Here is a 20700-nt window from a genome sequence, read left to right as displayed (position 1 = left end):
CGTTTCGGTGAGCATATCAATCCTAACCTCCAGATTGCTGAACTTGCCCTCGCGTTTCAAATTTTACAAGTGTCAATTGTGAAATTCAGAAATGAGATTAATCAAATTGAGTTGAGTCAAGCCCCCTGGAACGCGAAGGCAAGTCGAACAATCATCATATAAATCTATGTTGAAATGATAAATTTTTATCGTATACATGCAAAAAATCAAGGGGCTTAGACGGTTAAATATCTAATCCCCTCAATTGTATATTAAATATTTAAACTTCTAATTTTCTTTTCTTCAAAATAAGCGACAAGACCGAGTAAGATGATGCCTATAAAGAGTGCGGCATAAAAGACGATAAATACATCTGACCAACCGCTTAATGTATACCCGAACACTGTTAATCCGTTGCGCTGAGGGTCTGCAATCGCTGCAAGTCCCACTTTCGCCATTGAATCACCAAATAAATACGCAAACGAACCGGTCATCCCATTGGCTACACTGATCGCATTTTTCGGTACAAAACCTGTTAATGCAACACCAATTAATAATTGTGGTCCAAAAATAAGTGCGCCTAAAGCGAATAATGAAACGTTAACCATTGTTACACTTGTTGCATGTGTATAGAAATGAACTACAAATGTAATTAAAAACATACATCCGATAGCTACAACGGCACGACGTCCTTTGAGTAAATCCGACACATAACCCCATAATAAGCTTGCGACTAATGCGCCGATTTCAAAGTAAAATATCGTATTAACCGCATCTGTCTTGTCAAAATGGAGGTATTCAGATACGTATAATGGCGCCCAGTTGTCGATACCGATTCTTACGATATATACAAAGACGTTAGACACACACAAAATCCAAATGACAGGATTCTTTAAAATATATTTCGTGAAAATCTGCCATTTCGTCATGTCTTGTGCATCAATATTTTCTTGTTCAACTGGCTCTTCCCAAATTTCTTCTGCACGGTTCCAACCGAGTTCTTCAGGATCATCCTTACCGATAAACAGCGTCACTACCCCAATAATCAACGCGATTACTGATGGGAAAACAAACATCCCAATCACACTACCATGGAAGAAAACGTTCGCCCCCCATAACGCAAGGCCCCCTGCAATGGCACCACCAATATTATGTGATGTATTCCAGAAACCTAAATAACGACCGCGCTTTGTACGTGGCGCCCAGCGTGATATCGTTGAGTAACTTGCTGGCCCACCGACCGATTGGAATATCCCATTTAACCCCCATAAAACAATTAATAAGCCCATCACAGAACCAAAGTAACTTAATACAAATCCCATGATTAAAACGACGGTTGCAGATAAAACGAGTAAAAAGGAAATGATTTTTTTCGTATTACGACCATCTACAAAATAGCCGAGTAACGTCTTCCCTAATCCATATGTAATACTAAACGCTAAACCGATATACCCGAGTTGTAACGTCGTCAACCCAATCTCTTCTTTAAGTAAAGGTTGCGCCGCCTTAAAGTTATTACGAATCAAGTACATCGCCATGTAAGCGAAAAACACAACGAAGAAAGCTTGCAAGAAATAACGTAGCCAAAGTTTACGTTGCATTGAAAGCGAAATCCCTTTGTTAGGAATTTTTTGAATGTCGAAAAAGTTCATGTTGTTCACCTCTGTCTTCATTTAACTTCACTATAGCACCCGATGTAAGCGCTTAATATCCTAAAAATTATCGTTTTATCCGAAATACTGAACAAAGGCATTTGACTGAATGACTTAATCTACACATTCGGCTTCATTGTTGTGAATTTCAATATTTCATCACATATGGCACGAAATTCCGAAATTATCTGTAACTTTTTATTGACGGATACAAAAAATGAAATCTACACTTAAGTTGTAACTATTTTTTATAAGGAGGAATTGTTTTATGAAAAAAATTGCTATTGCTGGCGCAGGGGCTATGGGTGGACGTATTGGGAGCCAAATTAAAGAAGCCGGTTACGATGTGAAATTGATTGATATGTGGGAAGAACATGTGAATACAATCAATGAAAAAGGACTTGAAATCCAAACTGAGACCGATACTTACACGCTAGAGATTCCTGCCATTTTACCACATCAAGTGAACGAAACATTTGATTTAGTTATTATTTTGACGAAATCAATGCAAGCTGAACAAATGTTGCGTACACTCTACGACAACAAAGCGATTAATGAAGATACAGCCCTATTGTCTATGATGAATGGTTTAGGTCATGGCGACCGTCTCTCAACTATCGTTCCAAAAACACAAATCTTCTTAGCTGTAACAATGTGGACAGCTGGTTTACGTGGACCAGGTCAATTGTTATTAGAAGGACAAGGTTCTATTGAATTCCAACGTGCTGATGGTCAAGCGGATGAACGTACAGAACGCATTAACAAAGTGTTTAACGACGCAAAATTAAATGCTAAAATTAGTGACAATGTTTTTAAGTCAATTTGGAGTAAAGCCACATTAAACAGTGTTTTAAACCCACTTTGTACGATTTTAGACAAAACCATTAATGAATTCAGTCAATATGAAAAAGCACGTGACATTGTCGTACCTCTCATTGCAGAAATTGTCGCAGTTGCAGAAGCACGAGGTGTCTCATTAAGTGCGGCAGCATTGCTTGAAAAAATTGAAGCGGCGTATCCAAACGAAGCACAAGGTTTACACTATCCTTCAATGCATCAAGATCTGTACAACGGGCGCTATACGGAAGTCGACTACTTGAACGGTCAAATCGCGAAGTACGGTCGTGAGCTCGGTATTGCTACGCCGAATAATGAAATGTTGACACACTTGATTCATGAATTAGAAATGAAACATGTGAAATAAGTAGCGACACTTTAACTATCTTGAATGAGGTAAGCGTGTTGGCCAAGGAGATCCTCTTTTTTACCCCAATAGGTCAACATACTTACCTTTTTATGCTTTTTTTATTTTTTTACTTTCTCTAACATCTCACTGTTGAATTTCATACAAAGCGGTTGAAACATATTGCGTTGGATTTTTCACACACGACGCATGAAAACGGGCAACATAACAACAGAAATGTATATATGTGTCGTTCATATTTTGACATAAAAACATGATAATTAACGTAATATTCCATTGCCAGAAAATTTTATGTCATTTTTTCAGAAAATTATGTTGATTTTTTTACTGGCCGCGTTTATACTTTTTACATAGCAAGCAACAAAATATATTTTAAAACCTTATTCGTCGACGAAGCGCTTTGCTATCTTTGGACAATGAGGCACAAAATTAAAATGGAAAGTCTGCGATATTTCAGATTGTATTGAGAAATAAAAAGGAGGCTGATCCAATGAAAGAATATCGTCATTATATTCATCAAGTTGGCACGATAAAATCCTTATTAGAAGGTCACCTAGAGAGTGAAGTCACGATTGCTGAACTGTTACGTTACGGTGATTATGGCTTCGGAACATTGAATCATGCAGATGGCGATTTTGTGATTATTGATGGTCAGCCCGTTCATATGAATCAGTTTAATGAGCATCACGGACTAAATGGTAGAGAGAAGGTACCTTATGGCGCCGTTTACCGTGACCGTGCTCAATTGACTTTTGACATCACAGACATGCATCATACCTATGTATTTGAAAGAATCAAACAAAAGTTCGAAAGCAATCAGTTGTTTTCCATGACAATGATACAAGGTGACTTGATTGATTTACATCTCAGTATTTATGAAAAGCATCCAGTCATCGACCCATCGTCTCAACACACACAACCTATTGCTTTATCCGAAGTTGAACGTACAATTCGTGAAATCAAAGGCACCATTTTAGTTCTATTTACACCCCATGAGCTGAGTGGTATTCATCCACCTGGGTTTAGCGCCTATTTCGTTTCAGAGCATCATCATATCGTTGGAAAAGTGATGAGCTTTAACGTTGTAGCAGCGCGTGCATCATTCCAAAGTTTTGACGGGTTCTCAGTAATCTGTCCATCCGTTGAACCATTGTTTATTCAATATTTCCCTGAATAAGCAGCCATTAAGTATTTGACACGATATCATGTGACGCCGTAGCAAATTAATCGTTAAGAAGGATGAGTTTCCACCAAAATCGATGCAGTGAAGTATTCAAAATTTATTCCATCATCAATGTCAGATGACTTGTCTTGAATTAAATGAAATGCGCAATTTTAGACGTCAGCCATGTATCTGCTGCTGTACCATGCATGTTCCAACAATGCGTGGTGCAGTGGCCTTTTTTATGAAATAAGACTGTGTGACATCATGCAAAAATAGCGATGACAACCCGTATAATGTACAAGTTATCACCGCTAATTTTCAAGCTTTATTTGTAGATCCACATTTATCAATAATATTTTCTACCGTGCTTTGAATCGTTGTGATTGTAGGAGAGATGATTGCTTTGGGATTAAACAATTCTGGGTTTTCATTCAGTATTGTTCGCATTTTTCCGCTCCATTCAATATTAATCTCTGTGTTAAAATTAATCTTACTATGACCATAATGAATGGCTCGTTTTAAATCATTATCAGATAGTCCAGAAGCTCCATGTAACACAAGTGGCATCTGTAGCCTTTCGTTAAGTTCTTGCATCACTTCAAAACCTAGTTGTGGTTTACCTTTATATTTACCATGTACTGATCCTAGAGCTGGAGCCAAACTGTCAATATGGGTTTGACTTACAATTTCTAGACAATCTGTTATTGAAGCATAGGCGATTTGATGTTCCATTCCATCTTCATTACCGCCAATTGCTCCAATTTCTCCCTCTGTATTAATGCCTCTTTCATGGGCATATTTAACGACTTTAGTTGTGTTTGAGAGATTGTTCTCTAACGGTAATTGTGAACCGTCATACATGACTGAATCATATCCCGCATCGATAGCTTTATAACATGACTCTACTGAACTTCCGTGATCTAGGTGAACGTAATAAGGTATCGTGATATTTAAACTTTTAGCCTTCAAATGAATCAATTGGTTAATAAACTCGTAACCACCTAAAAAATCAATAATTTTATCAGTTGTTCCAAGTATGATAGGTGATTTCTTTTTTTCAGCTGCTAAAAGAATCCCTTCAATCCAAATTAATCCATTAACATTGATTTGAGGAACTGCAAAATGTTCTTTATAGGCTTTAGTGAGTGCCCCTTTCATATAAGTCCCCCTTTTATGAATTGATTTTTACTGGAATACCTTTGATTAACGATTCTTTACATTTTTCTGCAATTTCTTGCGCTTTTAATCCATCTATAATTGAACATGAAACATTTTCATCATTAATAATCGATTCTATAAATGCATCCATCTCGATTTCATATGCTTTTTTATAGCGCTCCAAAAAGAAGAACGGTGGGTTATCTTGTTTAATACCATCAGCAAATGCAAATGTGAGCGTGTTGGTATTTTCGTTTCCAGCAGAAATGGATCCTTTATCTCCAAGTACCTCTATACGTTGATCATACCCATAAACACTTCTTCTACAGTTTTCTATGACACATAAAGCCCCATTTTCAAAAGTGAGCGTCACAATAGCTGTATCGATATCATTGATTTCTTTAAGGTCTGGATTGACTAGAGCAGCACCTTTCGCATAAACTTCAACAACTTCTGATTGCATAAGATATCGCGCCATATCAAAGTCATGAATAGACATATCCATAAATAGTCCACCTGAATGTTTCACGTATTCAATTGGTGGTGGCGCCGGGTCTCTTGAAGTAATTCTTAAAGATTGGATTTCTCCAAGTGAACGATCTTTTAAAGCCTTTTGAAGCGTTGAGAAGTTGCGATCAAATCGTCTATTGAAGCCCATTTGTAACTTAACCCCTGCTTCTTCAACACACTTAACTGCTTCTAATGATTCAGATAAAGTTAAACTAATTGGCTTTTCACAGAAGATGTGTTTACCTTTTTCACAAGCCGCTTTAATAATATCTACATGTGTATCTGTCGGAGAACAAATGATTACAGCATCGACTTCAGGATCATTTAAAATATCATGATGGTCTTTTGTACTGTTTTCAATTCCTTGTTGTTCAATCCAATCTGCTAATTTATCACAATTGATATCAGATATCCATTTGATTCTAATATTCGGATGTTTTCTAAGATAATCGATGTGGAGTTGTCCAATTCTTCCTGCACCGATAACGCCTATAGTTAATTTCATTTAGTTTCCTCCTATTCCAGCTAATACAAGTGGTGAAAAGATTGTATATGTCACGATTACAATAATGATAATAATGATGCCAACGACATAGCGATGTTTCCAAGGGGTAATATCAACTTTTGCGTAATTGGCGTCAAAGTCAAATGCATTTGAAGGTTTAATTTTGTTAAAGATTAATAAAATCAATAAATCGATAAAGAATAACACACTTAATACATATAAGAAATGGATGTCAGTCAACAACACTTTAGAAAGCGCATACATTACAATGTGAAAAATAAACATCACTTTTGCACCTTGATGTGATGTACGTTTAGCAAAAAAGCCGACTAAAATTAACACTAACAACGGCATGTTATAAACACCGTTAAATTCCTGTACAACTGCATATAATCCTTGAGGGAAAAGAGAAATCATTGGTGCAAGAATAACAACAATAATCCCAACTACAACAGTCATAATACGGCCAACTCTCGATACTTTTTCATTAGATGCTTCTTTATTGATCACTGATTTATAAAAGTCTAATGAGAATAAAGTCGCTGTGCTGTTTAACGATCCGACAAATGAACTTAATATCGCTCCAAAGATAACCGCTCCAAATAATCCATATGCCCATTCAGGTAAAACTTCATTCACTAACATTGGATATGCATTATCAGGATTATCGACTTGACTGCCTAACATATTGAAAGCGAGAATACCTGGAAAAACTAAGAATAATGCGCCAAAAATTTTGAACATACCGACATACATTGCACCTTTTTGTGCTTCTTTAAGACTTTGGCCGGCTAGTGCTTTTTGAACAATCATTTGGTTTGTACACCAGAAGAATAAGTTGTTAAAGAACATACCAAAGAATAATGTAGGCCAAGGAACAATTTTTGAATCAATAGCACCAATTGAGTTTAATTTTTCAGGTGTATTTTGAACGACTTTATCAAAACCTTGTAAAAAGCTACCATCCCCGAATATAATAAGTCCTAAAATTGGTATTGAAAGACCACCAACGAGCAAACCGACACCATAAATGGAATCACTATGTGCACTTAGTGATAGACCACCAATAAATAAGTAAATAATACCAACTACACCTATAATTGTAGAAATTAAAATAACTGCTGTAGTGTTACTTACATTCAAAATGCCACTCACGTTAAAAATTTTATTAAATACGAGCGCTCCTGAATAAAGCACTACAGGTAAAAATGAAACGACATATGTGAATATAAATAACATTGACACTAATTTTTTAGTAAAAGAATCGTAACGTAATTCAACAAAATCAGATATCGTATCAATCCCATATCTGAAATACTTAGGTAAAAATACCCATGCTAAAATAACGATAGCTATTGCTGATGTAACTTCCCAAGCCATTACTTCCATCCCAGCCGTAAAACTTTGACCGTTCTGACCAACAATTTGCTCAGTAGATAGATTTGTCATGATGATCGTGGAAGCAATCGTAAATGCAGTTAAACTTCTTCCACCCATGAAGAAACCATCAGTATTCTTAGTGTCAATTTTTCTACTTCTAATAAAGGCATAAAATCCAACTAAACAAATCACTAAAACAAAAGAAACAATTGAAAATAAACCCATATTTTCCACCCCTTAGAAGCATACAGCTCCCTAAATATTCAATTTTTATATCGCATTAATATACTCTTTCGCTTTTTTCGCATATAAGAATGGGTTAGCAACTGCAGGATCTTGTTCCGCTTCTACTACAATCCATCCAGAATAGTCCGACTCATAAATCATTTCCAAAATTGGTTTAAAATCAATATCACCGTCTCCTGGAACTGTAAATGCACCTTGTTTCACCGCTTCTAAAAACGACAAATTCTCTTTTTTCACATGTTCAACGATAGTGCCACGTATGTCTTTAAAATGTATATGATGAATTCTATCCATATATAAATTAAAGATGTCCACAATATCTTCACCAGAAAAATGTAAATGTCCTGTGTCATATAATAAAGAAACAAGTTTTGGATCCGTTGCGTCCATGAGTCTCTTTATTTCTTCTGTAGTTTGTACACCTGTTCCCATATGATGGTGATAAACAATTTTCATACCATTATCTCTAGCAATAGAACCCAATCGATGTAAGCCATCAACGAGTTTATTCCATTCTTCATCGTTGAACGTAGGCTTAAACTTAAACAGTGGACATGTGATATCGCCTTGAATACTTTTACCTTGCTCCGAAACAACAATCACTTTTGCACCTAATGCTTTTAAAAAGTTCATATGATCAATAAAGGATTTTTCTGTTTCTTCATAAGGTTTTGTAGTTAAATATAAACTCAACCATGCACTTGCTACCGATAAATTTCTAGGTTCCAAGTAAGCCTTTAACACCTCTGCATCTTTAGGATATTTATTGCCAATTTCTGTTCCTTCATATCCAATTAGTGCCATTTCGCTAATACATTGTTCAAATGAATTTTCTTTTCCCAACTCTGGCAAGTCATCATTTGTCCATGCAATCGGTGCACATGCATATTTAATAAATTGTGTCACTTTCCTCACCTCATAGATAGATTACTTTCTTCTCATCAAATGATTTTTGCATTGCAATGGCTACTTCGGTACTTTTCAAGCCATCTATTCCTGTAACCACAGAATTTTTATTACCTATAATGGCATCTACAAATGTTTGAATCTCATTAATAAATGCTTCTCTAAAGCGTTCAGGAAAATGATGAGAAGTAGGTCGTACGACACCATTACTGTCATAAAGTGTGACGAGATTTTTTTCTGGTGCATTACCAATTCTTAACATTCCTTTTGTACCGATTAATTCAGTCTCAACATGATAACCGTGCATTGCATTCCTGCCTGCTAACAGATAAACAATGACTTCATTTTCCAACTCGGCTAAGCATGCACCTGTTTCAAGTTCTGAATACTCTGATAATTTAGGCGCAGCAATATTATTTCCTAATGCATATACAGATTTGAACTCTGAATTAGAAAACCATCGAATTAAGTCAATATCATGAATAGACATATCAAGGAAAATACCACCACTTGCTGCGTTACTAGCAAATGAAATAAAGGACTCGAGGCCAGAATGAGGATCAATTCCATAACATCTAATAGAAGTTAACTCTCCTAACTCTCCTCTTTCAATCAATGCTTTGGCATATTGATAAGATGCATCAAACCTTCTCATAAATCCTAATTGAAATACTAAATTTTGCTTTTCTTCAATCTTTTGAACGACACTTTCAATACTTCTCATTTCTAGTCCAATTGGTTTTTCAGAAAATACATGTAATCCTTTATCTAATGCTTGGGTAATTTGCACCGTATGAAATCCACTTGGTGAAACAATAATGACCGCATCCAACTCGTCATTATTAATCATGTCTGTGTAAGAATCATAGCAATGCCTTACCCCAAGAACATTTCGTGCAAAATCCAATTCCTCTTGTACAATTGAAGCTACAGCCCATAATTCAGCATTAGGGATATGATTCACAACGTTTTGAGCATGTACTTTTCCTAATCTGCCCAAACCAACCTGTCCAATTTTAATAGCTGTCATATCGTAGCCTCCGTCAATATTTCTTAGCTTTCATCATTTTTTGTTTCTTTTCTTCAAATGCCTTAAGAATTTTTGGATTTTCGCTCACTTCTGAAACGCCAACATTCCAGAATGATTGATAACCTTTAGTCATCGTCTTAGGCAACGTTTTAATTTCAAATAACGTACTATTTTTTTGTAATGTTGCCTCTTTTATTGCTTTTTCTAGTGTATTTAAATGATTCACTTTATAACCTTTTGCACCATATCCTTCTGCCACTTTTTGATAATCCACATTTAGAACATCACCATTGGGCATCGAGAATTCAGTACAGAAGCTATGACCGCCGTTCCCCATTTGTAAATTATTAATACAGCCAAAGCCACTATTATCAAATAACACCACATTTATTTTTTGATGATATTGTAATGCGGTTACAAGCTCTGAATGTAGCATTAAAAAGCTACCATCTCCAACAAATGCATAAACTTCTTTCTCTGGTTCAGCTAATTTAGCACCTAATGCCCCAGCAATTTCATATCCCATAGTCGAATAGCCATACTCCATGTGATAAGTATTAAACTTCTGAGATTCCCACAATCTTTCCAAATCACCAGGGAGTGAGCCGGCAGCTGCAACAATAATGGCATCTTCTTCAATTAAATGATTTAAATGGATGAGTGCGTTTGTTTGTGGAAGTTGTGTATTGAGCTGAGATACATACTTTTGAAATTTTTCTTCTTCAAAATCATCTTCTATTTCAGGTCGATATGTGTCATGATTGATATCAACTTCTGCCAAACGACGACGCTCTTCTTGCCACTTTTCTTTCAGCATTTCAATTTCATTAGCATTTTGCCGAGATGTCCTTGTTAATCCCTCGACGATCTCTTCTAGTGCACATTTAGCATCACCTAAAACATCTACGCCATCTAATTTCAGCGCATCACTACGATTGACGTTTATATTGATAAACGATGCATTTTCAAAATTAAAAGCTGTTTTTGAACCTGTAGTAAAATCTGAATATCTTGTACCTACACCTATGACAACATCGGCATCCTTAGCATATTCATTTGCTGCCAAATTGCCAGTAACACCAACGCCACCTAAGTTAAATTTAAAATTCGCTTCAACTGTGGACTTACCGGCTTGTGTTTCAACAATTCCGATATGATGGTTTTCGCTTAACTGTTTAATAATTTTCTGCGCTTCAGAGTACTTTGCTCCTCCTCCAACGACGAATAAAGGTTTTTTAGCATGATTAATCAGCTCAATCGCTTTTTCAACCGAGCGTTTGCTAGGCTTTAAACGATCTATATAATGTACTCTTTTTTTGAAAAACGAAACTGGAAATGCATACGATTCTCCTTGAACATCTTGACTTAACGCAATTGTAACTGGACCAGCAGTAGCGGGATTCGTCATGACTTCAAAAGCTCTTAGAAGTGCGCTCATAATTTGTTCTGGACGTGTAATGCGATCAAAGTACCTTGATACAGGCTTCAATGCATCATTAGTTGTGACACCGATACTATAAGATTGTTCTATTTGTTGAAGTACAGGATCTGGTTGTCTTGTAGCAAAAGTATCTCCAGGTAAAAATAGTACGGGAATATGATTCGCTAATGCCGTTCCTGCAGCAGTCACTAAATTAGCTGAACCTGGACCAACAGAAGTTGTGACAGCATAAATTTTTCTTCTTAACTTTTGTTTGCTAAATGCCGTCGCAATATGGGCCATTCCCTGTTCATTTTTCCCCTGTATCATATTCAACTTGTCTTGATATTGATACAATGCTTCACCAAGTCCTAATACATTCCCATGACCAAAAATGTTGATAACGCCTTCTACAAATCGAGATTCATGACCATCGACTGATATATATTGCTGTGTTAAAAATTTAGCGATTGCTTCACCTGTTGTTAGTTGAATTGTGTTCGACATCTTAACACTCCTAACTTTGCTCTTGAATGAGCGCTTCTATTTTCTCAATTGTAGGCATCGCTTCACTTGAACTGTGACTACTCACCACAATTGCTGCAGACGCCGCACCATATTGTAAAGCCGTTTGGATATTCTGTGTTTTAATTAATCCATATAAAAATGCCGCTGCATATGAATCTCCTGCTCCGAAAGTCTTAAGAACATTAGCTTTATACGCTTTACCAGTGTAAAAGTCGCCCGTACTTGTATAAGCATTAGAACCTTGCACACCATGTTTAATTACAACTAACTCTGCGTTGCCATTCTTAAAAATCCTCTCGCTGATTTCAACATCTGATAATGATTGGAACGACAGTATTTTGTTAAATTCATCTCTAGTACCAATCACGATATCCACTTGCTGAACTAACAATTCATAATAAAGTGATGTTTCTTCTTCATTTCTCCATGAGTATGGTCTATAATCCAACTCAAAAATGGTCTTTACTTGATGTTTTTTAGCAATAAGCAATGCTTTGATCACAGCTTCACGTGAAGGAGATTGTGATAACGCAACACCAGAAATCAATAAATATTGACTATTCTTAATGTAATTCTCATCAACATTTTCAGGTTTCAAGTTAAGATCTGCTACATTTTCTCTATACATCAAAATATTAGATTCTTCAGGACTCAGAATTTCAGTAAATGTTAATCCAGATTTATGCCCATTTTTATCAATAGAAATTTGTGACGTATCTACGCCAACTTCTTGTAAATAATGAGTAATAAAACGCCCATGTTGATCATCCGACACGTTAGCAATCAAACCCACATTAAGTCCTAATTTTGATGCGCCTATCACAATATTTGTTGGAGAACCTCCTACATACTTGCTAAAGGTTTTCGTTTCTTCCATTGGTCTATTGATTTCAACAGAATTGAGATCAATGGCCGCTCGACCTATCGCAACAATATGCTTTTTTTCGCTCATGCTACTTTCCTCCTAATCTCTATCAATGATCCATTCATGTTCTTTTGCATTATTAAACTTCCAAATTTTCTGAGGACCAGCCATTACGTTTAAGTAATAACTATCATATCCATCAGGCACACCTACAGGATGATAACCTTTAGGAACAACTACGACATCTCGATTTTCAACGGTCATTGTTTCGTCAATACTTCTATCATCGGTATAAACACGTTGGAACACAAAACCTTGCTGAGGGTTCATTTCATGATAGTAAACCTCTTCTAGAAGAGATTCATTTGGTAAATTATCAACATCGTGTTTATGTGGAGGATAGCTCGACCAGTTTCCTTGATTTGTATACACTTCAACAACTAATAGATTTTCACTCGCTTCATGAGAATCAGGCAATATGTTGTGTACATGTCTTTGATTTGCATATTTACCACGATCTTCTACCGTATTATCTTCTGCTTTAATTAATTGCGTCGGTCTTTGCACACTACATTTTGAATAACATAATATGATTGTTGCATCATCTATAGCCGTTACTGATAGAGTCCGTTCTTTTGATGCATAAACACTATCAGTTGGCACTCTATCAAAAGCTGTTTTTCTACGTCCTAAGCTTTCGAAATCTTGATTATCTACTTTAATATTCACTTTACCTGTGTGAACAACGACACAGACTTCAAGTTGTTTCGTCTCAAAAACATGTTCCGACCCTTTTACAAGATCAAGTACTTCAAATCCAATATAATCTAGATCCAAATCACTCATTTGATGTTGATGGACAAATGATATTTCATGCTCTGAATGTCTAGCCTTTTTGAGTAAATAAGACATTGACGTGCCTCCTTTAAAATCTTGGTTCACCTTGGCGTGCTGTAACAACCTTTCGATGTGTGTAGAATTCAACACTATCTTTACCATTACAGTGGAGCGATCCAAAGAATGAAGATTTCCAACCAGAGAACGGGAAAATTGCCATAGGTGCAGGTACACCTAGATTAATTCCTAACATTCCAGCGTCAATATTTTCTCTAAAGTATCTGATTGAAGAAGCACTATCCGTAAATAAACATGCGCCGTTAGCAAATTCAGATTGGTTTGCTAATTGAATACCTTCTTTAAGTGATTTAACTTTTACTAATGAAAGTACTGGAGCAAATATTTCATCTTTCCAAATTGTCATATCAGTCGTGATATTTTCAAAAATAGTAGGCTTAACAAAATAGCCTTCTTCGTTGTTATTTTCTCGACCATCTAATACAAGTGTGGCACCTTCTTCAACACCGATATCTACATATTTCAACGTTCTTACTTTATTTTCTTCTCTAATAACAGGACCTAAAAAGACATTATCTTCAATACCATTACCAATAACGATATCTTTGGCTGCTTGTACAAGCTTTTCTTTAAATGTGTCATAAACGCCTTCTTGTACTGCAACTACCGCCGCTGCCATACATCTTTCACCCGCAGAACCAAAAGCTGCACCAATGACATCTTTAACCGCGGTATCGATATCTGCATCATCTAAAACAATCGTATGGTTTTTAGCTCCAGTTAAGCACTGCACTCTTTTTAAGTTTGCAGTTCCTTTTTTATATACAATTTCACCGACAGTTTTTGATCCAACAAATGAGATGGCCTTAATATTTTCGTTTTCACATATGCCATTCACAACTTCTACTGTGCCATGTACAACATTAAATACACCTGCTGGTAAGCCTGCTTCTTCTAATAATTCCACGAGTTTGTTGACTAATAATGGTGTGCGCTCAGAAGGTTTAATAATAAATGAATTACCTAATGCGATAGCCATTGGGAACATCCAACAAGGAACCATCATTGGGAAGTTGAACGGTGTAATACCTCCTACAACACCTACTGGGTATTTATAGCTTGTTCCTTCAATATTTGTAGCAATGCTTGATAAAGAGTCACCCATCATTAATGTTGGTGCAGCACATGCAAATTCAACGTTTTCAATTCCACGTTGTACTTCACCAAGTGCTTCTTGCGTATTTTTACCATTTTCTTTGGTGATAATATTCGCTAATGTTTCTTTATTTTCCATAAGTAGCTGTTGAAACTTAAATAAGATACGTGCTCTCTTAGGTACAGCTACCTCTTTCCATTTTAAGAAAGCTTCTTGTGCTATTTTTGCTGCTTCATCGAGTTCTTCTCTCGTTGAAACCGGTACATATGCAATCACTTCTTTTGTTGCAGGATTCAAAACTTCAATCTTTTCTTCGGATTTTGATTCAACCCATTTGCCACCAATATAATTTTTTAAAAGTTCAGCCATAAACTTTACCTCCTTAATTAGTAAGCGCTTTCATAGCGAGATAAAAAAATGAATATATGAGTAACTTTTGATTAAATGTTGACCATATATTGATTTTTATTCTATATGAGTCACAATTATCTGTCAACTTATTGATTAACTTTTGCTGTATATTGTTATTTTTTCAATTTTTAGGTATATTCATATTAACGGAGGAATTTTAATGAAAGCCAAACGTATTGTTGAAATTGAACATTTCATAAATATTAAAAATGCCGTCACTTTAGAGGAACTTAGTAAAAATTTTAATGTCTCAATTAATACTATAAGAAGAGATATCAACCAATTAGTGAAAATGGATAAAGTTAAGAAAGTTTATGGAGGCGTTGAATCTGTAAATATTTCTCATTCAATCGCAACTGATTTTAATGACCGTAACATTGAACACTCGGAAGACAAAAGACATATAGGAAAATTAGCAGCTCAAAAATTAGAAGCTGGAGATGTAGTGTATATAGATACTGGGACGACTACAATGCACATCCTTGACTATATCGATAAATCTTTACCTTTAACAGTTATTACCAATAGCCTAGATGTGATGAATAAGGCAGTACAATTAGAAAGTATAGATTTATTTATCATCGGCGAACAATTTAAAAAGACAACCCGATCTTTTATAGGCGTAGATCGTCACTCCTTATTAAATAAGATGAATATTCAAAAGGCTTTTATGGCAGCAACAGGAATCAATGTCCCAAATGGTTTAAGTAATTCAGAGGTAGAAGAAAATTATATCAAACAACTTGTTATGAAAAAAAGCAAACAAAAATATATTTGTGTAGACTCAAGTAAGATGAATAAAAGTACTCTGTTAACTTATGCCCCTCTTGATAGTGTTCATTCAATCATTACAAATCAGCCTTTACCAGAAAACATTTCTGACTTCGCTGAAAAAAATGGCATCGAAGTTAACTATTAATTTTATTCTAGACTGTCAATGATTAGCGGGATTGAAATTTTTATATACTGTATTACTATATTTCATTCTCCCGCTTTTCAATGATAACTATCCAACTTTCAATCAATTCCACGCTTTTTCACAAATTTTATTACTTCCCTATTAATACTCACTTTTATGCGTTTTTAGGAATTTCTTCAAATGAATATCCCCTTCTCCTTATTTCAAAATGTTCACTTTATAGACAAAATGTGTTAATGCCTGTTATGACAGCATTTTATCACTGCTTTTTCAATTTTTAAATATTCCATTTTATTTGAATCTGTTATCATAATTCGGCATACTAGACATAGAAAAATGTTTCGAGGAGGAAAGTCAGTATGAATCAAGAACAATTTGATAAAGTTAAAAATGGAGATGGATTTATCGCAGCCCTTGACCAAAGTGGTGGTAGTACACCTAAAGCGTTACGTGGCTACGGTGTTTCAGAAGATCAATACACTAATGATGACGAAATGTTCAAACTCGTTCATGACATGCGTACGCGTATTGTGACTTCTCCGTCATTTACTGCAGATAAAGTGCTTGGAGCGATTTTGTTCGAACAAACGATGGATCGTGAAGTAGAAGGGAAGCACACTGGTGAATATTTAGCTGAAAAAGGTATTGTACCTTTCTTAAAAGTAGATAAAGGTCTTGAAGATAAAGAAAATGGCGTTCAACTCATGAAACCTATTCCTGAGTTAGACAGTTTATTAGATCGTGCGAATGAACACAAAATCTTCGGTACAAAAATGCGTTCTAACATTTTAGAATTCAACAAAGAAGGTATCGATGCAGTTGTTGAACAACAATTTGGTATTGCACGCCAAATCATTTCAAAAGGCCTCGTGCCTATTATCGAGCCTGAAGTGAATATTGATGCAGAACAAAAAGCTGAAATTGAAGCATATTTAGCTGAATCAATTCAAAAACATCTAGACAAACTTGGTTCTGAAGACTATGTGATGTTAAAAATTACAATTCCAACTCAAAAAAATCAATATCAATCATTAATTAACCATCCAAATGTCGTACGTGTTGTTGCATTATCAGGTGGTTATAGTCTTGAAAAAGCAAATGAATTCTTAAAAACAAATCACGGCTTAATCGCAAGTTTCTCACGTGCATTAATTAACGACTTACGCGTGAGCCAATCTGACGAAGAATTTGATCGTTTATTAGGTCAAACGATTGATGCGATTTACGATGCGTCAGTCAACAAAATCTAAGTTGCATCACTAACTTTTAACTAATCAATCAATTTCAAGTATGGATAACGCTGATTTGACTTAATGGTGAAATCATGACGTTATCCATATTTTTTATTTTACAAAGCGACGACAACTTAAAATATACACACATACATTAACGCGCTCTTCTATCACATTCTCAGTGTATGACATCCATTTTAAAAGATTACTGCTATATTAAAATCATTTTACACCTCTTCCTTTCGTTTTTAGAATTTGATACAGTACATGCAGATATAAAATAGGAGGATGTTTTAATAATGAAAAAATGGATAAGCATTTCGACTTTGGCTGTCTCAGCAAGTATTTTGGGAGCTGCGGGTCACACTGCAGATGCTGCTGAACAACCACAACAAACACAAGCCACAACATCTCAGTCATCGCTAGACATTTTCTCATATGGCTATATAACTAAAGATATGCAAGGCAACTTCCATCACACACTCGATGGCAAATGGGAGCAAAGCATGTTTGACAATAAAACGTACTATTTCACACGTATCGATAACGAAGGACATATTCACTATTATTATTTCCCTATTCAATACATTCAACAAGGTTCATACGATGACAACGACTACACAGCAAGTCAAAGTCATGACAACGTGCAACAACATAGCAATACAGCTCAAAGCAATACAGCTCAAAACACTACAAATCAACAAGGGACACATGTATACAATCAACAACCAAATACAGCTGCTCAATCAAACAATCAAGCTAGTACTGGACAATATAGTGTTGCTTCATCACAACAAGCTAATGACACACGTCAAACGGATCAATCTCAGTCACCACAACAAGTTCAAGCACCGCAAACTGACAATTCGACACAACCTGCTTCATCACAACAAAGTTCAGGTCATGCCGAATCAGCGGATTGGTTAACACGTCATCAACAATTACAACCATACGGCCACTATCACGGCAGTGGCGCGCACTATGGTGTAGACTACGCGATGGATGAAAATACACCTGTCTATTCACTCACAGACGGTAAAGTCATTCAAAGTGGTTGGAGTAACTATGGTGGCGGTAACCAAGTCACAATTCAAGAAGCCAACAGTGATAAATATCAATGGTATATGCATATGAACAAATTAAATGTGCAAGCGGGCGACCAAGTGAAAGCCGGTGACCAAATCGGATTATCAGGAAGTACAGGGAATTCAACTGCCCCTCACCTTCACTTCCAACGCATGGATGGCGGCGTTGGCAATCAATACGCAGTCGATCCAACAAACTATTTAAACCAAAAATCTTGATAAATTCAAATGATAGAAAGAAAGGCCGGGATAAACGTATCTCAGCCTTTTTTGTTGCCAAATGTCCAAGCATCCAAACCAACTCAAAACGCAAAAAAGGCCGGGATATTAAATTATCCTAGCCTCTACTACTCACGGGTTTATGATTCATTTATAATTATAAAACAGTCGAAAGATGAGGATAAATGGGACATAAAAAATTGATGCTATTGTTTTTCTTGATTTCATAAACTTGCCCTCAGTTTCGCTGTATTAGGTCTAAGATTGCCCAGAAGGCTGAGACTCCTGAGGGAATGAGTGCATACTGTTAACACTCACGTCTTTACTTTAAATAGCGATTACTGTTTATCGCAGTAGCTGTCTGACTTCTCAATGGGCATGCTTTTGAGAAGTCTAGTCAGCCTTGCGGGGATAGTACTACGAAATCTTTGTGACACATGAGATTCCTGTACTGCTCCCAAAATCCACCAACGCTTTCTCTACCAATGTAACAAGCGTTAGTGAGTTGAAGGACCAGCCCCTAAGAACGCGAATCCATGAAGGCAATCCAAAACACAAATCGTAGGGAGAGGACAAGTTAAACAAAATACTGTAACAATAGCATCAAAAACTTTTATGTCCGGTTCTTTTAATTAGGAATATTAATGCTCTAACATTTCATCTTTAACTTCTTCTTTTGAAAGATTAGCTGGATAGTACGTTGGCCAGTTTTCTAATTCTTTCAATACTTTATCACGGTCATTTCCTGTAAAGATATGGAAATGTCCTGTTTTCGTAGGTGCAATATTATGATCGCTAAATTGTACATATTTTGGTAAACCTTCTGACGCGTCACCTTCAAGTTTGAATGTATAACGTACACCGCGATGACCACCATCATATTTCAAAATGTCTTTACCATCATAAGTGTACGTACCTGTCATAGACTTACCATTTTTCGTAAAGGTAATTTGGTTATCTGTAATTTTAATCTTTTCTACATCCGTTTTGTAACCTTTGTCATAGTATGCTTTGTATTCTTTTGCAGATTTGTCACCTTTGTCTTCTGCTTTATGTTCGAACACTTCATCCAGTGTACCGTCTTTCAATAATGGGTAAACAGATTGCCATTCACCAGCATAATCCGATAAATTACGGTCTTTCACTTGGTCATCTTTGAAGTAGCCGTCTTGGATTGCTTTACTATGTTTGTTCGCCGCTTTATCATCTTCAACTTTAATTTTGTCGTTGAGTGCTTTTTCAATGCTTTTCACATTTTCTTTCATTAATGATTGGTATGTCGCATCTTTCGATTGATCGTCTGTTACAGATTCCATATTGTTAAATTTCAATGGTTTCGCATTTGTTTCTTTGCGAATAGTGTCTGTTACTTTATGTGAAATATTCTCTTCATAAAGAATATATTTTGCACCCGTATCATTAATTTCTTTCACAATTTCAGTCAGTTCTTTTTGTGATGGGTCTTCAGCGTTTAAGCTTTGAATTCCTTTTTGAACGAAACCATAACGGTCAGCTAAGTAACCTAATGATTCATGTGAAATAAAGACCGCATTGCCTTGGTGATCTTTTGTAATATCTTTCATATCTTGATCGATACCATCTAAATCTTTTAATAATTTATCAGCATTTTTCTTATATTCGTCTTTATGATCTGGGTCGCGTTTTACTAAATCATCACGAATTGCAGATACGAATTTTTTATCTAATTGTGGATCTAACCATACGTGTGGGTCATAGCCACCATGATGATGATGTGCTTCACCGTGTTCATGATCGTGGCCTTCATGTTCGTGACCTTCTTCGCCGTGCTCATGGTCGTGTCCTTCTTCACCATGTTCATCGTGATCACCATGCTCATGCTCATCATGTTCCCCGTGTTCATGTTGATCCGTTAATAAAGTTGCTTTATCTAAATAATCCTCTAACGAAAGTTTATGGTCATCTTTTTTAATCGCCCCGGCTATTTTTTTAGATACTGGATCTAAATTATCGCCCGTATAAATAAATAAATCCGATTTACTTGCATCTATAATATCTTTTTGTGATGGTTCGAAGCTATGTAAATCCGTCCCTTTCGGATAAATAGAATCTACTTCAACATGTTTACCACCAATTTGCTTAACAAACGATTGCAATGGGAAAACCGTAGTTGTTACTTTTAATTGGTCGTTTGATGATGTTTTATCGTCACCTTGACCACAAGCCGCTAACACAGAACCCGACAATACCACAGTCGCTAATAATTTGAAACTTTTTTTCATGATGTGGTCTCCTC

At 35.9% G+C, this 20700-nt stretch carries 16 protein-coding genes; 5 read left to right on the top strand and 11 right to left on the bottom strand.

Annotated features, from left to right (window positions below):
- Positions 1-251 precede the first annotated feature (251 nt).
- A complete protein-coding gene (gene uhpT, locus GZH82_RS01810; protein WP_162681050.1) occupies positions 252-1631 on the bottom strand; it encodes a hexose-6-phosphate:phosphate antiporter in 1380 nt (459 codons plus the stop codon).
- A gap of 268 nt (positions 1632-1899) precedes the next feature.
- Here uhpT and GZH82_RS01805 point away from each other — a divergent pair, with 268 nt between their 5' ends.
- Complete coding sequence (locus tag GZH82_RS01805; RefSeq protein ID WP_162681049.1) at positions 1900-2835, top strand: ketopantoate reductase family protein; 936 nt, start codon at positions 1900-1902, stop codon at positions 2833-2835.
- 490 nt (positions 2836-3325) lie between these two features.
- Entirely contained in the window at positions 3326-4012 is a 687-nt protein-coding gene (locus GZH82_RS01800) for an acetolactate decarboxylase (RefSeq protein ID WP_162681048.1), read from the top strand.
- Positions 4013-4318: 306 nt separating this feature from the next.
- Here GZH82_RS01800 and GZH82_RS01795 read toward each other — a convergent pair whose 3' ends face one another.
- From GZH82_RS01795 to GZH82_RS01755, 9 genes are read right to left on the bottom strand one after another with little or no spacing between them, the layout of a single operon-like run.
- Positions 4319-5158, bottom strand: coding sequence for a class II fructose-bisphosphate aldolase (locus GZH82_RS01795; protein ID WP_162681047.1), 840 nt, complete (start codon positions 5156-5158; stop codon positions 4319-4321).
- 13 nt (positions 5159-5171) lie between these two features.
- Positions 5172-6173 (bottom strand): inositol 2-dehydrogenase, encoded by a 1002-nt coding sequence (iolG, locus tag GZH82_RS01790; protein WP_162681046.1) that lies wholly within the window; start codon positions 6171-6173, stop codon positions 5172-5174.
- A complete protein-coding gene (locus GZH82_RS01785; RefSeq protein WP_162681045.1) occupies positions 6174-7778 on the bottom strand; it encodes a solute:sodium symporter family transporter in 1605 nt (534 codons plus the stop codon).
- Positions 7779-7823: 45 nt separating this feature from the next.
- A complete protein-coding gene (gene iolE, locus GZH82_RS01780) occupies positions 7824-8705 on the bottom strand; it encodes a myo-inosose-2 dehydratase (protein WP_162681044.1) in 882 nt (293 codons plus the stop codon).
- A gap of 10 nt (positions 8706-8715) precedes the next feature.
- A complete protein-coding gene (locus tag GZH82_RS01775; protein WP_162681043.1) occupies positions 8716-9735 on the bottom strand; it encodes a Gfo/Idh/MocA family oxidoreductase in 1020 nt (339 codons plus the stop codon).
- Between the two features lie 13 nt (positions 9736-9748).
- Entirely contained in the window at positions 9749-11662 is a 1914-nt protein-coding gene (gene iolD / locus GZH82_RS01770) for a 3D-(3,5/4)-trihydroxycyclohexane-1,2-dione acylhydrolase (decyclizing) (RefSeq protein WP_162681042.1), read from the bottom strand.
- Positions 11663-11672: 10 nt separating this feature from the next.
- On the bottom strand, positions 11673-12635 hold the full coding sequence (gene iolC, locus GZH82_RS01765; protein WP_162681041.1) for a 5-dehydro-2-deoxygluconokinase: 963 nt from the start codon (positions 12633-12635) through the stop codon (positions 11673-11675).
- A gap of 12 nt (positions 12636-12647) precedes the next feature.
- Entirely contained in the window at positions 12648-13460 is an 813-nt protein-coding gene (gene iolB / locus GZH82_RS01760; RefSeq protein WP_162681040.1) for a 5-deoxy-glucuronate isomerase, read from the bottom strand.
- Between the two features lie 13 nt (positions 13461-13473).
- Entirely contained in the window at positions 13474-14928 is a 1455-nt protein-coding gene (locus GZH82_RS01755) for a CoA-acylating methylmalonate-semialdehyde dehydrogenase (protein ID WP_162681039.1), read from the bottom strand.
- Between the two features lie 202 nt (positions 14929-15130).
- Here GZH82_RS01755 and GZH82_RS01750 point away from each other — a divergent pair, with 202 nt between their 5' ends.
- The 3 genes from GZH82_RS01750 to GZH82_RS01740 all read left to right on the top strand — a co-directional run bounded on the left by GZH82_RS01750 (position 15131) and on the right by GZH82_RS01740 (position 18425).
- On the top strand, positions 15131-15889 hold the full coding sequence (locus tag GZH82_RS01750; protein ID WP_162681038.1) for a DeoR/GlpR family DNA-binding transcription regulator: 759 nt from the start codon (positions 15131-15133) through the stop codon (positions 15887-15889).
- A gap of 359 nt (positions 15890-16248) precedes the next feature.
- Positions 16249-17139 carry a fructose bisphosphate aldolase gene (locus GZH82_RS01745; protein ID WP_162681037.1) on the top strand — a complete coding sequence of 297 codons (891 nt, stop codon included), beginning with the start codon at positions 16249-16251 and terminating at the stop codon, positions 17137-17139.
- Positions 17140-17420: 281 nt separating this feature from the next.
- Positions 17421-18425, top strand: coding sequence for a M23 family metallopeptidase (locus GZH82_RS01740; protein WP_162681036.1), 1005 nt, complete (start codon positions 17421-17423; stop codon positions 18423-18425).
- Positions 18426-19066: 641 nt separating this feature from the next.
- On the opposite strand, the gene adcA is transcribed toward GZH82_RS01740, so the two are convergent.
- Entirely contained in the window at positions 19067-20686 is a 1620-nt protein-coding gene (gene adcA, locus GZH82_RS01735) for a zinc ABC transporter substrate-binding lipoprotein AdcA (protein WP_162681035.1), read from the bottom strand.
- Between the last annotated feature and the right edge of the window lie 14 nt (positions 20687-20700).

The organism is Staphylococcus sp. MI 10-1553 (assembly GCF_010365305.1).
Classification (GTDB): domain Bacteria; phylum Bacillota; class Bacilli; order Staphylococcales; family Staphylococcaceae; genus Staphylococcus.
This window is presented reverse-complemented; position numbering and strand designations above follow the sequence as displayed.

Bases quoted from the DNA above. Each gene is read 5' to 3' on its own strand.
- GZH82_RS01805 (WP_162681049.1), top strand. From the start codon at position 1,900: ATGAAAAAAATTGCTATTGCTGGCGCAGGGGCTATGGGTGGACGTATT.
- GZH82_RS01745 (WP_162681037.1), top strand. From the start codon at position 16,249: ATGAATCAAGAACAATTTGATAAAGTTAAAAATGGAGATGGATTTATC.
- GZH82_RS01750 (WP_162681038.1), top strand. From the start codon at position 15,131: ATGAAAGCCAAACGTATTGTTGAAATTGAACATTTCATAAATATTAAA.
- GZH82_RS01795 (WP_162681047.1), bottom strand. From the start codon at position 5,158: ATGAAAGGGGCACTCACTAAAGCCTATAAAGAACATTTTGCAGTTCCT.
- GZH82_RS01775 (WP_162681043.1), bottom strand. From the start codon at position 9,735: ATGACAGCTATTAAAATTGGACAGGTTGGTTTGGGCAGATTAGGAAAA.
- uhpT (WP_162681050.1), bottom strand. From the start codon at position 1,631: ATGAACTTTTTCGACATTCAAAAAATTCCTAACAAAGGGATTTCGCTT.
- GZH82_RS01740 (WP_162681036.1), top strand. From the start codon at position 17,421: ATGAAAAAATGGATAAGCATTTCGACTTTGGCTGTCTCAGCAAGTATT.
- iolG (WP_162681046.1), bottom strand. From the start codon at position 6,173: ATGAAATTAACTATAGGCGTTATCGGTGCAGGAAGAATTGGACAACTC.
- GZH82_RS01755 (WP_162681039.1), bottom strand. From the start codon at position 14,928: ATGGCTGAACTTTTAAAAAATTATATTGGTGGCAAATGGGTTGAATCA.
- GZH82_RS01800 (WP_162681048.1), top strand. From the start codon at position 3,326: ATGAAAGAATATCGTCATTATATTCATCAAGTTGGCACGATAAAATCC.
- iolC (WP_162681041.1), bottom strand. From the start codon at position 12,635: ATGAGCGAAAAAAAGCATATTGTTGCGATAGGTCGAGCGGCCATTGAT.
- iolD (WP_162681042.1), bottom strand. From the start codon at position 11,662: ATGTCGAACACAATTCAACTAACAACAGGTGAAGCAATCGCTAAATTT.
- GZH82_RS01785 (WP_162681045.1), bottom strand. From the start codon at position 7,778: ATGGGTTTATTTTCAATTGTTTCTTTTGTTTTAGTGATTTGTTTAGTT.
- iolB (WP_162681040.1), bottom strand. From the start codon at position 13,460: ATGTCTTATTTACTCAAAAAGGCTAGACATTCAGAGCATGAAATATCA.
- adcA (WP_162681035.1), bottom strand. From the start codon at position 20,686: ATGAAAAAAAGTTTCAAATTATTAGCGACTGTGGTATTGTCGGGTTCT.